The 17,839-nt window shown below is 70.3% G+C and carries 17 protein-coding genes and 1 pseudogene; 6 read left to right on the top strand and 12 right to left on the bottom strand.

Annotation, left to right across the window (positions count from 1 at the left end):
- Positions 1-51: 51 nt before the first annotated feature.
- The 4 genes from ACFU53_RS17530 to ACFU53_RS17515 form a co-directional block, all read right to left on the bottom strand.
- Entirely contained in the window at positions 52-2,619 is a 2,568-nt protein-coding gene (locus ACFU53_RS17530; RefSeq protein ID WP_383992469.1) for an ATP-binding protein, read from the bottom strand.
- 337 nt (positions 2,620-2,956) lie between these two features.
- A complete protein-coding gene (locus tag ACFU53_RS17525; protein WP_033526497.1) occupies positions 2,957-3,280 on the bottom strand; it encodes an STAS domain-containing protein in 324 nt (107 codons plus the stop codon).
- 184 nt (positions 3,281-3,464) lie between these two features.
- Positions 3,465-4,313 (bottom strand): 3-hydroxyacyl-CoA dehydrogenase family protein, encoded by an 849-nt coding sequence (locus ACFU53_RS17520; RefSeq protein WP_046917269.1) that lies wholly within the window; start codon positions 4,311-4,313, stop codon positions 3,465-3,467.
- Positions 4,314-4,442: 129 nt separating this feature from the next.
- A complete protein-coding gene (locus tag ACFU53_RS17515; protein WP_383992465.1) occupies positions 4,443-5,084 on the bottom strand; it encodes a TetR/AcrR family transcriptional regulator in 642 nt (213 codons plus the stop codon).
- 100 nt (positions 5,085-5,184) lie between these two features.
- On the opposite strand from ACFU53_RS17515, the gene ACFU53_RS17510 reads away from it, so the two are divergent.
- From ACFU53_RS17510 to ACFU53_RS17500, 3 genes are read left to right on the top strand one after another with little or no spacing between them, the layout of a single operon-like run.
- Positions 5,185-5,967: an ABC transporter ATP-binding protein gene (locus ACFU53_RS17510; protein ID WP_383992463.1), complete on the top strand. Its 783-nt coding sequence runs from the start codon at positions 5,185-5,187 to the stop codon at positions 5,965-5,967.
- Between the two features lie 18 nt (positions 5,968-5,985).
- Positions 5,986-6,735, top strand: a complete 750-nt coding sequence (locus ACFU53_RS17505) for an ABC transporter permease (RefSeq protein ID WP_383992460.1) — start codon at positions 5,986-5,988, stop codon at positions 6,733-6,735.
- A gap of 13 nt (positions 6,736-6,748) precedes the next feature.
- Entirely contained in the window at positions 6,749-7,321 is a 573-nt protein-coding gene (locus ACFU53_RS17500) for a cob(I)yrinic acid a,c-diamide adenosyltransferase (protein WP_383992457.1), read from the top strand.
- A gap of 91 nt (positions 7,322-7,412) precedes the next feature.
- On the opposite strand, the gene ACFU53_RS17495 is transcribed toward ACFU53_RS17500, so the two are convergent.
- Positions 7,413-7,988: a hypothetical protein gene (locus ACFU53_RS17495; protein ID WP_383992454.1), complete on the bottom strand. Its 576-nt coding sequence runs from the start codon at positions 7,986-7,988 to the stop codon at positions 7,413-7,415.
- 152 nt (positions 7,989-8,140) lie between these two features.
- Here ACFU53_RS17495 and ACFU53_RS17490 point away from each other — a divergent pair, with 152 nt between their 5' ends.
- From ACFU53_RS17490 to ACFU53_RS17480, 3 genes are all read left to right on the top strand, one after another.
- Entirely contained in the window at positions 8,141-9,328 is a 1,188-nt protein-coding gene (locus ACFU53_RS17490; RefSeq protein WP_383992451.1) for a sensor histidine kinase, read from the top strand.
- A complete protein-coding gene (locus tag ACFU53_RS17485) occupies positions 9,325-9,966 on the top strand; it encodes a response regulator (RefSeq protein WP_383992447.1) in 642 nt (213 codons plus the stop codon). Before ACFU53_RS17490 ends, ACFU53_RS17485 begins: the two co-directional genes overlap by 4 nt.
- A 138-nt stretch (positions 9,967-10,104) precedes the next feature.
- Positions 10,105-11,925 carry a glycosyl hydrolase family 18 protein gene (locus tag ACFU53_RS17480; RefSeq protein WP_383992444.1) on the top strand — a complete coding sequence of 607 codons (1,821 nt, stop codon included), beginning with the start codon at positions 10,105-10,107 and terminating at the stop codon, positions 11,923-11,925.
- An 18-nt stretch (positions 11,926-11,943) separates the two neighbouring features.
- Here the strand turns inward: ACFU53_RS17480 and ACFU53_RS17475 are convergent.
- The 7 genes and pseudogenes from ACFU53_RS17475 to ACFU53_RS17445 all read right to left on the bottom strand — a co-directional run.
- Positions 11,944-12,027 (bottom strand): annotated as a pseudogene (locus ACFU53_RS17475) (DUF2550 domain-containing protein); the annotation flags it as partial.
- Positions 12,028-12,096: 69 nt separating this feature from the next.
- Positions 12,097-13,236, bottom strand: a complete 1,140-nt coding sequence (locus ACFU53_RS17470) for a peptidoglycan-binding protein (RefSeq protein ID WP_383992441.1) — start codon at positions 13,234-13,236, stop codon at positions 12,097-12,099.
- Positions 13,237-13,253: 17 nt separating this feature from the next.
- The gene (locus ACFU53_RS17465; RefSeq protein WP_383992438.1) at positions 13,254-14,267 is read right to left on the bottom strand and encodes an IPT/TIG domain-containing protein; all 1,014 of its coding nucleotides are present in this window, start codon (positions 14,265-14,267) and stop codon (positions 13,254-13,256) included.
- A 144-nt stretch (positions 14,268-14,411) separates the two neighbouring features.
- Positions 14,412-15,158, bottom strand: coding sequence for an IPT/TIG domain-containing protein (locus ACFU53_RS17460; protein ID WP_383992435.1), 747 nt, complete (start codon positions 15,156-15,158; stop codon positions 14,412-14,414).
- Positions 15,159-15,637: 479 nt separating this feature from the next.
- Entirely contained in the window at positions 15,638-16,336 is a 699-nt protein-coding gene (locus ACFU53_RS17455; RefSeq protein ID WP_383992432.1) for a right-handed parallel beta-helix repeat-containing protein, read from the bottom strand.
- An 88-nt stretch (positions 16,337-16,424) separates the two neighbouring features.
- A complete protein-coding gene (locus tag ACFU53_RS17450; RefSeq protein ID WP_383992429.1) occupies positions 16,425-16,715 on the bottom strand; it encodes a hypothetical protein in 291 nt (96 codons plus the stop codon).
- Between the two features lie 553 nt (positions 16,716-17,268).
- Positions 17,269-17,721 (bottom strand): DUF2550 domain-containing protein, encoded by a 453-nt coding sequence (locus tag ACFU53_RS17445; RefSeq protein WP_383992426.1) that lies wholly within the window; start codon positions 17,719-17,721, stop codon positions 17,269-17,271.
- Positions 17,722-17,839: the final 118 nt, after the last annotated feature.

The raw sequence follows: 17,839 nt of genomic DNA, 5'->3' as shown, positions 1-17,839 counted from the left end.
GGTCCGAGGAACGGACCCGGCCCTTTCGCATCGAACGGGCTGAACGGAACCTCAGGCCACCGTCCCGCTCGGTGCGTCGGCGGTGGTCTCCGGGGCGCCGGCGGAACTGATGGACTCGGCGGGCTGGCTGGTAGCAGGGGCGCTCATCGTGTTGGTGTCGTCCGGCGGAGTCGGCTCCTGCGACGGCTGGTCGGACGGGGTTGGGCTTGCCGACTCCGACTCCGACTCGGAGGGCGTCGGGGACGACGACTCCGACTCGGACTCCGACGGAGTCGGCTTGGTCGACTTCGAAGGCGACGGGGACGGCGACTTCGTCGGCTCCTCCGTGCCGGTCGGGTCGTCCGTCGGCCCCGCGCTGTCCGTAGGCGTCGGGTCGTCCGACGTGCCGTACGTGCCGTCGGGGCCCGGGTCGGTCGGCTCGGGCACGGCGCCCGGGGCGTCGTCGTCCTCGCCGGCCTTGGGGCGGTCCGCGCTGAGCCCGCCGTCGTCGACGCCCTCGCTGGCGGAGGGGTTGACGCCGACCTTCTCGGCCGGGGTGCCGTCGTTGCGGTCGGAGGTCGCGCCCAGGGTCACGACGGTGCCCAGGACGGCGGCAAGCAGCGCCCCCGCGCCCGCGGCGACCAGGTTGCGCCGGGCGCCGCCGACGAGGCTCTTGAGGCCGCTGAGCTTGTGCGCGGGCGAGCCGCCACCCGGGCGGTGCGTGACGAGCGTCGTGTCGTTGGGCGGGGAGGCCGAGGCGGGACCGCCGGTCCCGACAGAGCCCGAGCCCGTCGCACCGAAACCGACCGCGCCGAAGCCCGTCGGCGTGTACGCGGACGGCACTCCCCCGGGCGGTGAGGCCGACTCCTCGTGCCGGGCGTCCGGCACCTCCTCCCCCGCCGCCGTGCGCCCGCCGGGCGGTGTCGCCCCGGAGCGGTCGGCGACCAGGGCGAGGGCCCTGCGGCCGGCGACCGTGCCGCGCTTGTCGGCGAGGACGTTGCGCAGCCCGATGGACGCCTCCAGCTCGGCCCGGGCCCGCTCCAGCTGCCCGCAGCAGAGCGCGAGAACGCCCTGCTCATGGTGGAAGTAGGCCTGTTCGCCGGTCTCGGCGGCGAGGCCGGCCGCCTCCGCGCCGGCCCTGAGCGCCCGCTCCCAGGCGCTCCAGCGCAGCCCCGCCGCGAACGCGGGCGCCGCCTGCCGGGCCAGCACCACGGCGGCGCTCTCCTCGCCCTCGCCGACCGGGGTCGTCGCGGGCACGAGGGCGGTGAGGGCGGCCAGTACGGCGTCCGCCTCGGCCGAGACCCGCTCGGGGGTGACCGAGGGGTGCCCGGCCCACCAGGCGTAGTGCTGGGCGGCGGTGCCGGCGCGCGTCTCGGCGTCGTCGGCGTACCCGGCGGCCTCCAGCTGGGTCCGTGCTCCGGCGGCGAGCCGGTAGCGGGCACCGACAGGTGTCACCAGGGCGCAGCCGACCAGCTCACCGAGGGCCGCGTCGGCGTGGGTGTCGCCCACGAGGGCGGGCAGGTGCGCCTGGTGCGGGACCTCGCCGCCGAGCGCGACCGCGAACCTGAGGGTCTCGCGGGCCGAGGCGCTCAGCCGGGACGCGAGCAGCGCGACGGGCGCGGCTCCCTCGGCGAGCGACGGCAGGGGGATGTCGTTCTCGTCCGCGGCGGCGCCGAAGGTTGCGTCGACGGGCGGCGCCTCCTGGAAGACCCCGAACTCGTCGACGGCGTCCGCGCCGGCCCGCTGCCGGTCCCGCTGCCTGAGCAGCGCCCCGGCCTGGGTGAAGCGCAGCGGCAGCCCCTCGGACTCGAACCAGAGGTCACCGGCCCAGTTCGACTCGTCCTCGGTGAGCACCCGCCCGACGGCACGCTCCAACAGCTGCTCGCTGCCGGCCCGGTCGAAGCCGCCGAGCACGATCTCCTCGAGGGGCGCGTCGTCGGACGGCAGGGGGATGTCGGGGGTGGCGCCGATCAGGAAGGCGCACTCGGGGGTCGCGTCGAGCAGCTCGTCGAGCGCGATTCCGCCGAACTCCAGGTCGTCCAGGACGACGACCGCGCCGATGTCCCGCACGATGTCGAGGATCTGTTGCCGCGCGGGCCGGAACAGCGGTGTGCTGTACACGGCTGCGAACAGTTCGTACAGCAGGTCGTCGACCGTGCGCCGGAAACCGCTCAGCCGTACGACGCCGTCGGGTGCCAGGTCCGCGCAGTCCTCGGCGACCGCGTCGAGGAGGGTGGTGCGGCCGGAGCCGGGGGCGCCGGTGAGGCGGACGGAGCGGCCGCGCGCGAGGAGCCGTACGAGCCGGCCTCTCTCCTCGTCGCGCTGGAGCAGGGGCAGCCGGGGCAGCGAGGGGCCCGGGGGCACCGGCGGCCGGGCGGCGCGGTCGATCGCGGCACGCTCGGCGGGCGGGTGCTTCGCGGGCCGACCAGGCAGTTCGCCCGGTGGGCAGTTCTCTATCTCGCTGCCGTCGACGGGGTTGACGGTGAGCAGGAAGTCGCCCGAGACGAGCTGGACGGTGCGGGCGAGTGCCGGTGCGTGCCGGTCGAAGTCCTGCGTCAGCGCGTCACGTGGTGAACGCTTGCTCTGCGCCTGTCCGTCGTCATGGCCGTACTCTTCGGGTCCCCGGTTGTTCGGGTCCATCGGTTCTAGCCCCCCAAAAGCGTCTCGTGTGCTGGAGCCCCTCCCGGCCTTGCCGCACACCGCGCTGTCGCTTCTGGTCCGGAACCCGCTCGAGGGTAGCTGGCAGCGGGCAGCCGAACCCTAAACCTTCGCACAGTATCTCCGACAGTCCGGGGTCCCGCGCCGTCCGAGACGTCACAGTCTCGTGAGGATTGCGCGCGTGGTGCGTTTCGCCCCCATAATCCCCATGGTCCTCATGGCCCCCCATGACGACCGGAGGGGTCATGCCGACCGGAAGGGTCATGCAGACCGGGTGTCCCGCACACACCGAGCCATACGTACGGTCCCGTACACGCGTTCACACTCTGGGCAATGACTCCAGGCCGATACCGCCCTCGATCGCCAGGATGCGGTGCAGCCGGGTGGCCACGAGCAGCCTCTGCATCTGCGGTGGCACATCGCGCAGCACCAACCGCCGTCCGCACCGTCCCGCCCGCCGGTGGGCTCCCATGATCACCCCGAGTCCGGTGGCGTCCCAGGAGTCCAGCTCTGACAGGTCGAGCACCAGGTCGCCGGCTCCGTCGTCGACGGCCGAGTGCAGGACCGTACGGGCGTCCGCCGCGCTGCGTACGTCGAGGCGGCCCCCGACGACCAGCTCGGCGTGGTCGCCCCTGATGTACATAAGCGCTCCCCGTTGGTGCGTCTCGTACTCCGTGATGTGGGTGATGCAACGTCTGACGGCGTTTCACACCGTCAGGTTGCCGTCTGTGAGCGAACCGATACCGAATTCACCTCAAGGGGTGAGGCCGGAGAGGCTCATGCGTTCACATGCGTGGGAGGTGCCGCCCGTGACGCGCGGGGCGGCGTCAGTACGTGTAGAAGCCCTGCCCGCTCTTGCGTCCGATGTCACCGGCGTCAACCATCCGGCGCATCAGCTCCGGAGGGGCGAACTTCTCGTCCTGGGACTCGGTGTAGATGTTGCTCGTGGCGTGCAGCAGGATGTCGACGCCCGTCAGGTCGGCCGTGGCCAGCGGTCCCATCGCGTGGCCGAAGCCCAGCTTGCAGGCGAGGTCGATGTCCTCGGCGGTGGCGACGCCCGACTCGTACAGCTTCGCGGCCTCGACGACGAGGGCGGAGATGAGACGGGTGGTCACGAAGCCGGCGACGTCCCGGTTGACGACGATGCAGGTCTTGCCGACCGACTCGGCGAACTCCCGTGCGGTGGCGAGCGTCTCGTCGCTCGTCTTGTAGCCGCGCACCAGTTCGCACAGCTGCATCATCGGCACGGGCGAGAAGAAGTGGACGCCGACGACCCGTTCGGGCCGCTCGGTGGCCGCCGCGATCTTGGTGATCGGGATGGCGGAGGTGTTCGAGGCGAGCACGGTGTCCTCGCGGACGACCTTGTCGAGCGCCCGGAAGATCTCGTGCTTCACTTCGAGCTTCTCGAAGACGGCCTCGACGACGATGTCCGCGTCGGCCGCCGCGTCGAGGTCCGTGGTGGCGGTGATCCGCCCCAGCGCCGCCTCGGCGTCCTCGGCCGCCAACTTCCCCTTGCTCACGAACTTGTCGTACGACGCCGTGATGCCGCCGATGCCACGGTTCAACGCCTCGTCGGTGACGTCGCGCAGGACGACGTCCCAGCCCGCCTGCGCGGACACCTGGGCGATACCGGACCCCATGAGTCCGGCTCCGATGACGGCGAGCTTCCGTGCCACTGTGCGACTCCCCTGGTACGCGCTGTTGATGGGTTACCTCTCGGGCGGACACTAGCGCTCGTGAGGGGCTGTGGGACGGCTTAGTAACGCGAGTCACGTCTCAATGGGCGGACATCACACCGGCAGTGCTCACTCGGAGGGTCGTACGGCGTAGTTGAGCACCTTCTCGCTCAACAGGCCTTCCATGTCACCCAGGAGAAGAAGCACCTCTCGTGACACTTCGTCCGGATTGCGCCCGGCAAGCATCTCACGCCCGATGACGGCCATCACCGTCTGGTGGACCCAGTTGATCTGACCGGCGATCAGGGTGGGCAGGGAGTCGCCGACGGCGGCACCGGTCTCCTCGCGGAGGGCCGCCTCCAGGTTGTCCTGGACCTCCTGCTGAATGCTCCACAGCCGGGAACGCAGGGCGGGCGCCTCATGGATGGCCTTCATGAAGCGGTCGTACCCCTCCATCAGACCGACGCGCGGCGAGACCGCCTCGACCTCGGCGCGCAGTTCGCGCAGGACTGCGGCGACGGCCGACTCGCCCCGGTCGCGGGCGCGCACCCAGCGGGCGAGTCGTTCGACGATGCCCTGACTGCGGTCGAAGAAGAGGTCCTCCTTGGCGGGGAAGTAGTTGTAGACCGTGTTCACGGAGACGTCGGCCGCCTCGGCCACCTCCGCGATGGTGACGGTCACGAAGCCGTGCTCCAGGAACAGCCCGGTGGCGATGTCCGAGATCCGCTGTCGCGTCTCACGCTTCTTGCGCTCCCTGAGCCCCTCTGCCATGGCCACATCGTAGGTCGCCCCGCCGACCGCCTGGATTCGTTGGGGCCTTTGAAAACTTAGAGTCATTGCAAAATTTCAGTGACTCTGTTTTTCTGGGGTCATGCCCATCATCAGTACGGCCGGTCTGGCCCGTACCTTCCAGACGAAGCACGGCCCCGTGGAGGCCGTGCGCGGAATCGACCTCACCGTCCGCCCCGGCGAGATCCTCGGGTTCCTCGGCCCGAACGGCGCCGGGAAGACGACGACCCTGCGGATGCTCACGACCCTGCTGCCCCCGACCGGCGGCGCTGCCACGGTCGCGGGTCACGACCTGGCGACCGACCCCGCCGGGGTCCGCCGGGCCTGCGGCTATGTGGCGCAGTCGGGCGGGGTGGACCCCCAGATCACCGTGCGGGAGGAACTGGTCACCCAAGGACGGCTCTACCGCCTGACGAAAAGCCAGGCCGACGAGCGGGGCGAAGAGTTGGCGCGTGACCTGGACCTCACCGAGCTGCTGAACCGCAAGTGCGCCGCACTCTCCGGCGGCCAACGGCGCCGCCTCGACATCGCGATGGCCCTCACCCACCGCCCCCGGGTGCTCTTCCTCGACGAGCCGACGACGGGACTCGACCCCGGCAGCCGCGCCGATCTGTGGAAGCTGGTCCGCCGGCTGCGCGACGAGCACGGCACCACGGTCTTCCTGACGACGCATTACCTCGACGAGGCGGACGCACTCTCCGACCGGATCGTCGTCGTCGACAAGGGCCTGGTCGTGGCGGACGACACCCCGAGCGCACTCAAGTCGCGGTACGGCGGCTCGATCGACGCCACGCTCCAGGACACCTTCCTCGCCATCACCGGGCGGGGCCCCTCCCCCGCCGACACCACACCCGTAGCCGTCTAGGACCGGCCGAGGACTTCGATGCTTCTTCACGACACCGCGCTGATCTTCGGGCGTTACGCCCGCCAGACCCTGCGCTCCCGCTTCGCGATGCTGTTCGGCGTACTGATGCCGCTGCTGTATCTGCTCTTCTTCGGCCCGCTGCTCACCGGCGTCCCGCTCGGCTCGCGGGGCAGTTCCTGGCAGGTGCTGGTGCCGGGGCTGCTGCTCCAACTGGGCCTGTTCGGAGCCTCGTTCGCGGGCTTCATGGTCATCCTCGAAAAACAGACGGGGGTGATCGAACGGATGCGCGTCACCCCCGTGAGCCGCCTCGCCCTGCTGCTGGGACGGGTGCTGCGCGACGCGGCGGTCTTCGTCTTCCAGGCGGTACTGCTGGTCCTCGTGGCCCTGCCCATGGGGCTGCGCGCACCGCTCGCCGGCATCCTGATCGGCTTCGCCTTCGTGGCCCTGCTGACGGTCTCGCTCGCCTCGCTGTCGTACGCGCTCGCCATGAAGGCCCGCTCGCAGCACGAGTTCGGCCCGGCGGTGAACGCCCTCACCATGCCGTCGATGCTCCTGTCAGGCCTGATGCTGCCGATGTCACTGGCCCCCGGCTGGCTCGACGTCCTCTCCCACTTCGTCCCGTTCCGCTATTTGGTGGACGCGATGCGGGACGCGTACGTCGGCGCGTACGCCACCTCGGCCATGCTGTACGGCGTACTGGTGGCCGTCGGCCTCGCGGCGCTCGCCGTGACGGTGGGCACACGGGTCTTCCGGACGGCCGGGGCGTAACTACGCTGGTCACATGGTCAATCTGACGCGCATCTACACCAGGACCGGCGACAAGGGCACCACCAACCTCGGCGACATGAGCCGGGTGCCCAAGACCGACCTGCGGATCTCGGCGTACGCGGACGCCAACGAGGCCAACGCGGCGATCGGCACGGCGATCGCTCTGGGCGGGCTGGCCGAGGACGTCGTCAAGGTCCTCACCCGCGTGCAGAACGACCTGTTCGACGTCGGGGCCGACCTCTCCACCCCCGTCGTCGAGAGTCCCGAGTTCCCGCCCCTGCGCGTGGAGCAGTTCTACATCGACAAGCTGGAGGCGGACTGCGACCACTTCAACGAACAGCTGGAGAAGCTCCGCTCCTTCATCCTGCCCGGCGGCACCCCCGGCGCGGCCCTCCTCCACCAGGCCTGCACGGTCGTACGCCGGGGCGAGCGCTCGACGTGGGCGGCCCTGGAGGCCCACGGCGACGAAATGAACCCCCTCACGGCGACCTACCTCAACCGCCTCTCCGACCTCCTGTTCATCCTGGCGAGGACGGCGAACAAGGAGGTCGGGGACGTTCTGTGGGTGCCGGGAGGGGAACGCTGAGCACCCTGTAGCCGCGGGCCGCGCCCCTGATCTTTTAGGGGCGCGGGGAACTGCGCGAGCAACCACATACGACCCGCGGCTGCAACCGGCGCTATCGCACTCCGGCACGCCCCCGCTCCGAGCCCTTCCCGCTCTCCGGCTCCCTCTTCGGCCAGACGAGGTAGGCAAGCGCGACCAGCCCGTGAATGCCCGCGGCCCGCAGCGCCGCCCACTGGAACGACCTCAGCGAATCGACCTTCCCATCACCGCCGACGTACCAGACGGCCGCCTGGAGCAGCGCCAGCGCAACACCGGCGGCCACCACGGTACGCAGCCAGAGGCGACCCTCGTGCCGGGCCCGCGCCAGCCCGTACTTCGGCGGCGGCACCGGCTTGGGCCCGCCCCCCAGACGATGCGCCGCGTGGCCGTCCAGCCAGCGGATCGTGTAGTGGCCGTAACCCACGGTGAAGCCGATGTAGAGCGCCGCCACGCCGTGCTCCCAGCTCGGCTCGGCGCCATTCTTCAGGTCGATCGCGGTCACGACGAAGAGCACCAGTTCCAGCACGGGCTCGCACAGCAGCAGCACCACACTCGTCCGGCGCCACTTCAGCAGATAACGGACGGCCAGGGCCAGCGCCAGCAGCACCCAGAAGCCGACCTCGCAGGCGATGATCAACGCGACGATCACGACTCGCTCCTCTCGGTCACCCTTCCAGGCTCCCGGCGGCCGGCCCCCGGTTCGTCGTCGGCGGTGACGAAGTCGCGGTACATCGAAGGATGCAGTCCAGGACCGTTCGGGGGCATCACGCGCCGGGCACCCGTCCCGTGTTGGATGGAGTCATGGCCGTACGACTGCCCCGCCCGCACCGCTTCGACCTGTACGTCGCCCTCGCCGGACTGCTCGGGGGTCTGCTGCTGTGGGGTCTTGGCCTCGCCGCCCGTCCGGCCGACGAGGAGATCGTGCTGCTCGACGGCGAGTGGTGGATCCTGCTGCCGCTCGTCGTGACCGCCGGCTGCGAGACGCTGCGCCGCGCCATGCCGCGTACGGCCCTGCTGGTCGGGTGGGCCGCGCTGACCGTGGACACCATCACCCAGGGCAACCTGCTCACGGTGCTGATGTTCACCGATCTGGTGTACGCGGCCGTGCTGTACGGCCCGCCCGCCACGGCCCGCCGGGTCCCCTGGATCGCCGGGCTGATGACCGTGGCCGGCACGGTCGTCCCGGTCGCGGTGTGGCGGCGGCCGGAGGCCCTGCTCATCGGTGTGGTCATCGGGCTGGTCGCCTTCATGCCCGCCGCCACCGGCTGGATCGTCCGCAACCACCGCGACGCCGCCGAAGCCGCCCGGCTGCGCGCCGAACAGACGGCCCTGCTGGCGGAGATGGACCGTGCCCAGGCTGTCGTGTCCGAACGGGCGCGCATGGCGAGGGAGTTGCACGACATGGTCGCCAACCACCTCTCGGCGATCGCGATCCACTCCACGGCCGCGCTCTCCCTCGACGACCCGGACACCTCCAAGCAGGCTCTCGGGGTCATCCGGGAGAACAGCGTCGAGGGGCTCGCCGAGATGCGCCGCCTGATCGGCATCCTGCGGGACTCGAGCGACGACACCGAGCCGTCCGCCGCTCCCACCCTCGACGGGCTCGGCGCGCTCGTCGACGGAGCCCGCACCAACGGGCTCGACGTCACCCTCGACGCCGACCACGGCGACACTCTCCCCGCCCCCGTCGAACTGGCGGCGTATCGCATCGTCCAGGAGTCGTTGACCAACGCCCTCAAACACGCCTGCCCCGGCCGGGTCACCGTCGCGCTGCGACAGGCGGACGGCTCCCTCGGCATCGCCGTGACCAGCCCGTACGGCGATCGCGGCCAGCCGAGCGCGCCCGGTTCCGGCGCCGGTCTGGTCGGGATGCGGGAGCGGGTCGCCCTGCTGGGCGGCACCTTCGAGGCGGGCCCCGAGAGCTCGGGACGCGGCAAGATCTGGAGCGTCAACGCCACCCTCCCCGTGACCGAAGGAGAATTCGCATGATCCGTGTGCTCGTCGCCGAGGACCAGTCCGCCGTACGGGCCGGGCTCGTGCTCATCCTGCGCAGCGCGCCGGACATCGAGGTGGTCGGTGAGGCGGCGGACGGCGAACGGGCGGTGGCGCTCGCGCGGGAACTGCGGCCGGACCTGGTACTGATGGACGTGCAGATGCCGCGCCTGGACGGGGTGTCGGCGACCCGCCAGGTCGTCGCCGAGGGGCTGGCCGATGTCCTCGTGCTCACCACCTTCGACCTCGACGAGTACGTCTTCGGGGCGCTGCGGGCCGGCGCCGCCGGGTTCCTGCTGAAGAACACGGAGGCGAAGGACCTCATCGAAGCGGTGCGGGCGGTGGGGCGCGGCGAGGGTCTGATCGCCCCGGCCGTCACCCGGCGCCTGATCGCCGAGTTCGCCGCCAGGCCCGTACACGAGCCCACGGCCGATCCGGCGGTCCTCGACTCCCTGACCCGGCGTGAACGGGAGGTCCTCTCCTGCCTGGGCGAAGGCCTGTCGAACGCGGAGATCGCCGGGCGGCTGGACATGGCCGAGGCGACGGTGAAGACGCACGTCAGCCGCCTGCTGGGGAAGCTCGATCTGCGCAGCCGGGTCCAAGCGGCCGTGCTGGCCCAGGAGTTGGGAGTCTGATCCTGTTCTGATCGCCGGGGGGTGCCCCGCATGAGCTCACTGGTCCAGACCCATTGACCTATGGTCCAGACCTTTCTATTCTCGGCCGCACTGCGCCACGTCATGCTCATGCTCACGACACCCCACAAGGAGGCGCACATGCGCTTCAGGCACAGAGCCATAGCGGGTCTCGCCACCCTTCTCCTCCCCCTCGCCGGGCTGGTCGGGCTCGCCACCCCCGCGCAAGCGGCCACGGAAGCGACCGCCACCTACGCCAAGCCCCAGGACTGGGGCTCCGGCTTCGAAGGCAAGTGGACCGTCAAGAACACCGGGACGACCACGATCAGTTCCTGGACCGTCGAGTGGGACTTCCCGTCCGGCACGTCCGTCACCTCCGCCTGGGACGCGGACGTCACCTCGTCCGGCACGCACTGGACCGCCAAGAACAAGTCCTGGAACGGCACCCTCGCACCGGGCGCCTCCGTCTCCTTCGGTTTCAACGGGAGCGGCTCAGGCTCCCCGGCCAACTGCAGGCTCAACGGCGGAAGTTGTGACGGCGGCCCCAGCGTCCCCGGTGACGCGGCACCCTCCGCCCCCGGCACCCCGACCACCTCGGACGTCACCAGCACCTCGGTGAAGCTGAGCTGGAGCGCCGCCACCGACGACAAGGGGATCAAGGACTACGACGTCCTGCGCGGCGGCACCAAGGTCGCCACCGTCACCGGCACGACCTACACGGATACCGGCCTGACCGCCGGCACCGACTACTCGTACACCGTCCAGGCCCGCGACACCGCCGACCAGACCGGACCGGTGAGCGGCGCGGCCGCCATACGGACCACGGGCGGTACGAACCCGAACCCCGGCTCGAAGGTCAACCTCGGCTACTTCACCGAGTGGGGCGTCTACGGCCGCAACTACCACGTGAAGAACCTGGTGTCCTCGGGCTCCGCCGCGAAGATCACGCACATCAACTACGCCTTCGGCAACGTCAAGAACGGCCAGTGCGTGCTGGACGACGCCTACGCGGCGACCGACAAGGCGTACACCGCCGACCAGTCCGTCAGCGGCGTCGCCGACACCTGGGACCAGCCGCTGCGCGGCAACTTCAACCAGCTCCGCCAGCTCAAGGCCAAGTACCCGCACATCAAGGTGCTGTACTCCTTCGGCGGCTGGACCTACTCCGGCGGCTTCGGCCAGGCCGCGCAGAACCCGGCCGCCTTCGCCAAGTCCTGCAAGGCCGTCGTGGAGGACCCGCGCTGGGCCGACGTCTTCGACGGCATCGACATCGACTGGGAGTACCCGAACGCCTGCGGTCTGACCTGCGACACCTCGGGCCCCGCCGCCTTCAAGAACCTGATGTCGGCGCTGCGCACCGAGTTCGGTTCGAACTACCTGGTCACCGCCGCCATCACCGCTGACGGCTCCTCCGGCGGCAAGATCGACGCGGCCGACTACGGCGGCGCCGCGGCCTCGCTCAACTGGTACAACGTGATGACGTACGACTACTTCGGCGCCTGGGCGAACACCGGCCCGACCGCCCCGCACTCCCCGCTGACCTCGTACTCCGGCATCCCGACGGCAGGCTTCAACTCGGCCGACGCGATCGCCAAGCTGAAGTCGAAGGGCGTCCCGTCCTCGAAGCTCCTGCTCGGCATCGGCTTCTACGGCCGCGGCTGGACCGGCGTCACCCAGTCCGCCCCCGGCGGCACGGCGACCGGCGCGGCCACCGGCACGTACGAGGCGGGCATCGAGGACTACAAGGTGCTCAAGAACTCCTGCCCGGCCACCGGCACCGTCGCGGGCACGGCGTACGCCCACTGCGGCACCAACTGGTGGAGCTACGACACCCCAGCCACGATCGGCACGAAGATGACCTGGGCCAAGAACCAGGGCCTCGGCGGCGCGTTCTTCTGGGAGTTCAGCGGCGACACGAGCAGCGGAGAGCTGGTGACCGCGATCAGCAACGGGCTGAAGTAACCGGGAACAGCGAGATCGGGCGACGTTGACGCGCTGACCGGGCGGGGCTGCCTGCAGCCCCGCGGGGAAACCGGTCGGCGCGTCCTCGCTCATCGCCGGCTCAGCCATGAGCGCCGGTCGTGCGAGGTCATCACTCGGTCACTACGCGCCATCGATTCGGTCGTTTCCCGGTCATCCGGTAACGGTGAAGCCGTGTCTGTCGCCGAGCCGGGTCAGGGAGTCCCGGCCCGGTACCCCGTCGGCGTCACCGCCACGATAGGAGCCGCCTGCTTCGCTGCGTTGCCAGGCGGCGTAGGCCACGAGGGTCCTGGTCCCGAACGAGCCGTCCACATACCCACGATCCAGCAGCCCTTCTGCGGCGAGCGCCTCCTCCACCAGGCGGACGTCCCCCGGGTACGTGCGGTGACCGTCGGGCGCCGGGGGGTCCTTCCTGGCGGCCGCCAGGACCCGAGCGAGGCTCACTCCCGGCCGGGCCCCGCCCTGAGGGCCGGTCCGCGGTACGGACAGAACCTTCGCGGTGTCGATCGCTCCCGGATCACCGTGGTCGTTGCCGGGTACGTGACAGTGGCCGAAGTGTCCGCCCTCGGACTGCCACACGGAACGGGTCCGGGGCGCCGAGCCTCCGGGGTGCGGCACGGGAGAGCCCATCGGCCAGTCGTCCGGCACTCCCCAGGAGCGGATGGCGGCGAGGATCCCCTGCCATCCCGGCTTCTCCCGAGGGTCCCAGCCGTCGGTCCACGGCCTGGAGGCGCGACCCAGGACCTCGATCTGTACACAGACCCGGCCCTCGCGGTTCGTGCGGCGAGAACCGTCGTTGCGCAGGGCGCGGGCCGAGTGGTGCAAGGGGCCGAACTGCCCGACGCGGTCGGTGACCGGGCAGTAGACGAGGTGCGGTTCAGCGGCGACTTCGATCAGGTACGAGGCCACCGCCTCCAGGTACTTCCCTCCGGCCGGGGACTCGGTGGTGTGGTGCACCACCCGGGGCGGATTGCGGGGTGTGTCCATCGGGCCGCCGATCACTCCGTCACCGAACCGGATCGCGGCATCGATCCACACCGTGCCCGCAGGCGATGCCGTGGCCCGGGGGCGTACCGAGGGTGAGGCGGTGTCGACGGGCTGGTACCAGTCCAGGTCGCCGTCCGCGCGAAGGACGAACACCGAGCCGGGACGGCGCGGATGCTCGACGACGCGGTGGGGCGTGGAGGGCAGAGCGGCCATGGCGCGCACGGCCCGCAGGTGGCGCGTGTCCACGGTGCCGTAGTAGGTGACGGACTGATCGGCGTGGACGACCGCGGCGTGGAAGGACGTCATCTCGCACTCCCGGTGCATCAGATGCCGGGCGCGGCGATCCGCGTGTACGTCAAGCCGTTGCTGGTTCCGGCGGGTGTGGTCACCGTGACGGTAACCGGCCCGGCGGGACCTGTCGGAACGACGGTGGTGATCTGTGTCGGGGAGGCCACGGTGAACGACGCGGAGACGGCGCCGAACTGGACGGTGGTGGTGGCCGCGAGATCACTGCCGGTCAGCGTGACGACCGTACCGCCGTCCGTCGGCCCCAGGTCAGGCACAAGGGAGACCAGCACGGGGGCGTCGAGATAGACGTAGCCGGCGGGGTTGCTTGTGCCGCCGGGTGTGGTCACCGTGACCGCCACGGCGCCGACCGCATGGGCGGGAGCCACCGCGGTGATCTGCGTACTGCTGTCGACGGTGAACGACGACGCCGCCACGCCGCCGAACTGCACCGCCGTCGCACCGGAGAAGTTCGCGCCCGTGAGCGTCACCGTCGTCCCCCCGGACACCGGGCCCTGATTCGGCGACACGCCGGTGACCGAGGGAGCGGCGATGTAGGTGAAGGTGAGGGCGTTGCTGGTGCCGCCGGGGGTGGTCACCGTGACCGCCGCGGCGCCGGCCGCACGGGTGGGAGCCACCGCGGTGATCTGCGTACTGCTGTTGACGGTGAACGACGCCGCGGCCACCCCGCCGAACTGCACCGCCGTCGCACCGGAGAGATTCGCGCCGGTCAGCGTCACCGTCGTCCCCCCGGACACCGGGCCCTGATTCGGCGACAGACCCGAGAGGGAGGGAGCCGTGACATAGGTGAACAGCACCACCTGGACGCTCGTGCCCTGGGTCGTACTGACGGTGACGTTCACGGTGCCGATGCCCGAGGGAGTCACCGCCGTGATCTGGGTAGGGCTGTCGACGGTGTACGACGTGGCCGGTTTGGCTCCGAACCGGACGATTGTCGCTCCCGTGAAATTGGATCCGGTCACGGTGACCGTCGTACCACCCGAGGTCGATCCCTGGTTGGGACTGACCGAAGAGACCACAGGGGGAGGCATGGCTGTACTCCTTCGCGCAGGACTGGGGTTGAAGACGCGGCCACGTCGCGGCGTGGCCGCGTGGTCGAGCCCGTCCGGGCGGAGGGGGGACTGCCGCCCGGACGGGGGTTCATCGCCTCCCTGTTGCGGAGGCGCGAGGACCGGTCAGATACCGGGGCCGGCGACGTAGGTGAAGCCGCCGACCTCGGTGGCCGATCCCGCGGGGTTGGTCACGACCACGTCGACCGCTCCCGCGGTCCCGGGCGGAGTGACCGCGGACAGCGTGGTCGCGTTGATCACCGCGAACGGCGCCGTGACGCCGTCGAAGGTGACCGAGTCCGTGCTGCTCAGGTTGGTTCCGGTGATGGTCACGGCCGTCCCACCGGAGGTCGAACCCTCGTCCGGGACGATGGTCCCGATCGTGGGGGCGTCGACGTAGGTGTAGCTGATGCCGTTGTTGGTGCCGCCCGCGGTGGTGACGCTCACCGACACCGAACCGGCCGCCGCGCCCGCGGGCACGGTGACACTGAGAGAGCTGTCACTGAGCACGGTCGGGGTGGCGCTGTTCGCGCCGAAGGACACACTGGTGGCCGTCGACAGGCCGGTGCCGTTGACGGTGACGGTGTTGCCGCCGGCCAGCGGCCCGGAGCCGGCGCTCAGGGACGACTTGAACGGGGCGCCGACGTAGAAGTACGACAGCGGGTTGCTGGTCCCGCCCGGGGTGGTCACCGTGACGCCGACCGTGCCGGTCCCCGAGGGGGAGACGGCGGTGACCTGCGTCGGGGAGACGTTGGTGACGCTCGTGGCGGGCTTGCCACCGAACTTCACCGCGCTGGTGTTGGACAGGTTGGTGCCGGTGATGGTCACCAGGGTCCCGCCCCCGGTGGAACCCTGATTCGGAGAGATCGGCATGAGGAAGCTCCTCGCTGGTTGATGGGGACATGCGAGGAACCGGCAGGAATGGCCAGCCATCGACTGACACGTCATCAGGAGTGGGTCCGCCGCCGACAGGACGCACGTCGACCTCTGCCCGACTCCTTCCGATGCGGCGAGCACTGATCAACAGTGCGTCCGCGCCCGGGTGAACGAACCGGCACAGGCACCCCCGCCCGCCCGGCCGGGCGGACGGCAATCTCCGCCGTCTCCCCTGGGCAAGGAAAAACCGGCAAGCGCTGCCTGTTCGAACGTTCCCCCGGCTCGGGGATGGGCAGCCCGCCGGTTCACACTCTTAGTGACCCACGCATCCAATCGAGTGACAAGACACCGTCCGCCATATCACCCGAAAGGAGTAATTCCATCCTTGCCTGTCTGCTCATCCCTTCTCCTCATCCCTTCTTCTGCCGAACCTGGCCGGCCAAGCTCCAGGCATCCTGGGCCCGGCCGGCCGGCCGTTACGAGGTGCAGCCGGGGACGGCTCCGGGCGGTGCGCAGTTGTCCGGCGTGTTGTTGACGACGGGCGTTCCGGTCAGGGCGACCGAGCCGCCGACGCGGAAGATCCCACCGCCCTGGCCGCCTGCGACATTGCTGGAGGCCCTGCCGCCGAGCAGGACGGACGTGCCTGCCTGGTGGTACAGGCCGCCGCCGTCGAGGCCGCTGACGTTGTCGTTCACGGTGGTGCTCAGCAGTCGCAGGGTGCTTCCGAGGTTGGCGATGCCTCCGCCGTACGAGGCGGCCTCGTTCTCCGTCACGAAGCCGCCGTTCAGGGTGAGCGGACCGAGCGCCGTGTAGATGCCGCCGCCTTCGAAGTTCTCGGTTCTGTTGTCCGTGACTGCTGCGCCGTCGAGGACCGTGGTGCCGAAGGTGGCCGGCCCTCCACCGAGGAACGTCGCCTCGTTGCTCTGGATGGAGCCTCCGGTCACATTCAGCCGGGCGGAAGCATCCGCATGAACGCCTCCACCGTCACCGGCACTGTTGTCCGTCACGGTGCTGCCGGCGAGACGCGCCGTCGCACCGGACGCGACCGCGATCCCGCCGCCGCGGACGGCAGCGGTGTTGCCGCTGATCCGGCTCGCGACCAGGAGGAGCGTCCCTTCGGTGAGGATGCCGCCGCCGGCCGTGGCGGGATTCGCGGTCGCGCTGCCGCCCGACATGGTGATCCTTTGGAGGGTGAGGTATCCCTGCGGAGCGACTTCGGCTATCCGGAACGGCGTGGGTGACTGACGGGTGATGGTCGCTCGATCACCAGTGATGGTGAGGTGGCCGGTGATGGTCGGCAGGCCCGTTGGCGCCACCCGGCACGGCCGGAGCAGTGAGCGCGTATGTGCATCCCGACGACAGCACTATGCTTCCCCGCCCCCTTGTGTTCGCCTCATTGATCTGCTTGATCAACTCGGCGACGTCCCCGCACGGCACCGCTCCCGCCTGGAGTGCGGGCGAGGACGCGGCGGTGGCCGGTGCGGCGATACCCGACACGGCTGCGCCCAGCAGCGCGGCCACGGCCAAGGTCCGAGCGTTCTCCAAGGTCAGCACTGGCTCTCCCTTCGGTCGTTGTGGTTCAACCTGATCGGGAGCTTCGCCCCTCGGCACCCAGTGCGATCCGGACGGGTGAAGGAGTACGCGATGTGGCCCAGCGTTGCGGTGGGCCGTCGGCGGCCACGTCCCCGACTTCAACTCGTCTACTGCGGCGATCACTTGGCACTTTGCATCGGCACACAGTCGCACGGCTCGCGCTGAGGGAACCGGTACGCCTCAGCAACGGGAAGCGGGCCAGTGGTGGACCATTCGAGTGACATATGCAAGAACACTCGCGACCGCCGGGGCGAGCGTGGGTTACTGGAATGGATCCGACCGGTGGGCCGCCCATTCTCACCGGGGGGAGCGGGAGTCGGACTACCTGCGCCTTTCTGCAGAGGCATGGGTGATTGCGCCGGCATACCGCGATGGGCACCCCCGGCGGAGAAATTGGATCCCGATCAGCCGGTGCCGTTCGCGGCGCCGGCTGATCGGCAGCCGGGACCCAACCGCCTACCCCTCGCCTCACACCCCGACACGCCGAGCAATTCGCACTGACGCGAATCAGCAATCAGGCGACGTTCACTCGCTGCCCGGGCGGGGCTGCCTCCAGCCACGCGAGGAAACCGGTGAGCGCGTCCTCGCTCATCGCCAGTTCGAGACGGGTCCCGCGGTGCAGACACGCGAGGATCACCGCGTCGGAGAGGAGGGCCAGCTCCTCCTCGCCCTCGGGGGTGCGGCGCCCGGCCACCTCGATCGCCGAGCGCTCCAGGACACGGCGGGGGCGGATGGAGTACGAGAAGACGCGGTACCACTCGATGCGGTCGCCGTTGTAGCGGGCGACTCCGTAGCCCCAGCCCTTGCCGTTCTCGTCGCTGCCGGGTTTCTCCGGAGCCTCCCAGCGGAGGCTGCAGTCGAAGGTGCCGCCGGAACGCTGGATCAGGCGCCGGCGCAGTCCGAAGACGAAGAGCCCCACCACCACGAGCGCGATCACCGACCCGCACACAGTCAGAGCGAGGACCATCGACACCGACCTCCTCGTCTCCTAGGTAATGCAACTGCTAGGTAATGGAACGTAAAAAACACCCACATTCGCCTCAGCCGCGGCCGGATCAGGATGAAGACATCCAGACCCAGCCGCG

The organism is Streptomyces sp. NPDC057474 (assembly GCF_042802555.1).
In the GTDB taxonomy this organism is placed as follows: Bacteria; Actinomycetota; Actinomycetes; order Streptomycetales; family Streptomycetaceae; genus Streptomyces.
The sequence above is the reverse complement of the archived record's forward strand: the minus strand, read 5'-3'. Positions and strand labels throughout refer to the sequence as shown.

Bases quoted from the DNA above. Each gene is read 5' to 3' on its own strand.
- ACFU53_RS17455 (WP_383992432.1), bottom strand. From the start codon at position 16,336: ATGTCGGGCGGCAGCGCGACCGCGAATCCCGCCACGGCCGGCGGCGGC.
- ACFU53_RS17525 (WP_033526497.1), bottom strand. From the start codon at position 3,280: ATGTACATCAGGGGCGACCACGCCGAGCTGGTCGTCGGGGGCCGCCTC.
- ACFU53_RS17490 (WP_383992451.1), top strand. From the start codon at position 8,141: ATGGCCGTACGACTGCCCCGCCCGCACCGCTTCGACCTGTACGTCGCC.
- ACFU53_RS17500 (WP_383992457.1), top strand. From the start codon at position 6,749: ATGGTCAATCTGACGCGCATCTACACCAGGACCGGCGACAAGGGCACC.
- ACFU53_RS17460 (WP_383992435.1), bottom strand. From the start codon at position 15,158: ATGCCGATCTCTCCGAATCAGGGTTCCACCGGGGGCGGGACCCTGGTG.
- ACFU53_RS17515 (WP_383992465.1), bottom strand. From the start codon at position 5,084: ATGGCAGAGGGGCTCAGGGAGCGCAAGAAGCGTGAGACGCGACAGCGG.
- ACFU53_RS17445 (WP_383992426.1), bottom strand. From the start codon at position 17,721: ATGGTCCTCGCTCTGACTGTGTGCGGGTCGGTGATCGCGCTCGTGGTG.
- ACFU53_RS17465 (WP_383992438.1), bottom strand. From the start codon at position 14,267: ATGCCTCCCCCTGTGGTCTCTTCGGTCAGTCCCAACCAGGGATCGACC.
- ACFU53_RS17470 (WP_383992441.1), bottom strand. From the start codon at position 13,236: ATGACGTCCTTCCACGCCGCGGTCGTCCACGCCGATCAGTCCGTCACC.
- ACFU53_RS17480 (WP_383992444.1), top strand. From the start codon at position 10,105: ATGCGCTTCAGGCACAGAGCCATAGCGGGTCTCGCCACCCTTCTCCTC.
- ACFU53_RS17485 (WP_383992447.1), top strand. From the start codon at position 9,325: ATGATCCGTGTGCTCGTCGCCGAGGACCAGTCCGCCGTACGGGCCGGG.
- ACFU53_RS17505 (WP_383992460.1), top strand. From the start codon at position 5,986: ATGCTTCTTCACGACACCGCGCTGATCTTCGGGCGTTACGCCCGCCAG.
- ACFU53_RS17530 (WP_383992469.1), bottom strand. From the start codon at position 2,619: ATGGACCCGAACAACCGGGGACCCGAAGAGTACGGCCATGACGACGGA.
- ACFU53_RS17510 (WP_383992463.1), top strand. From the start codon at position 5,185: ATGCCCATCATCAGTACGGCCGGTCTGGCCCGTACCTTCCAGACGAAG.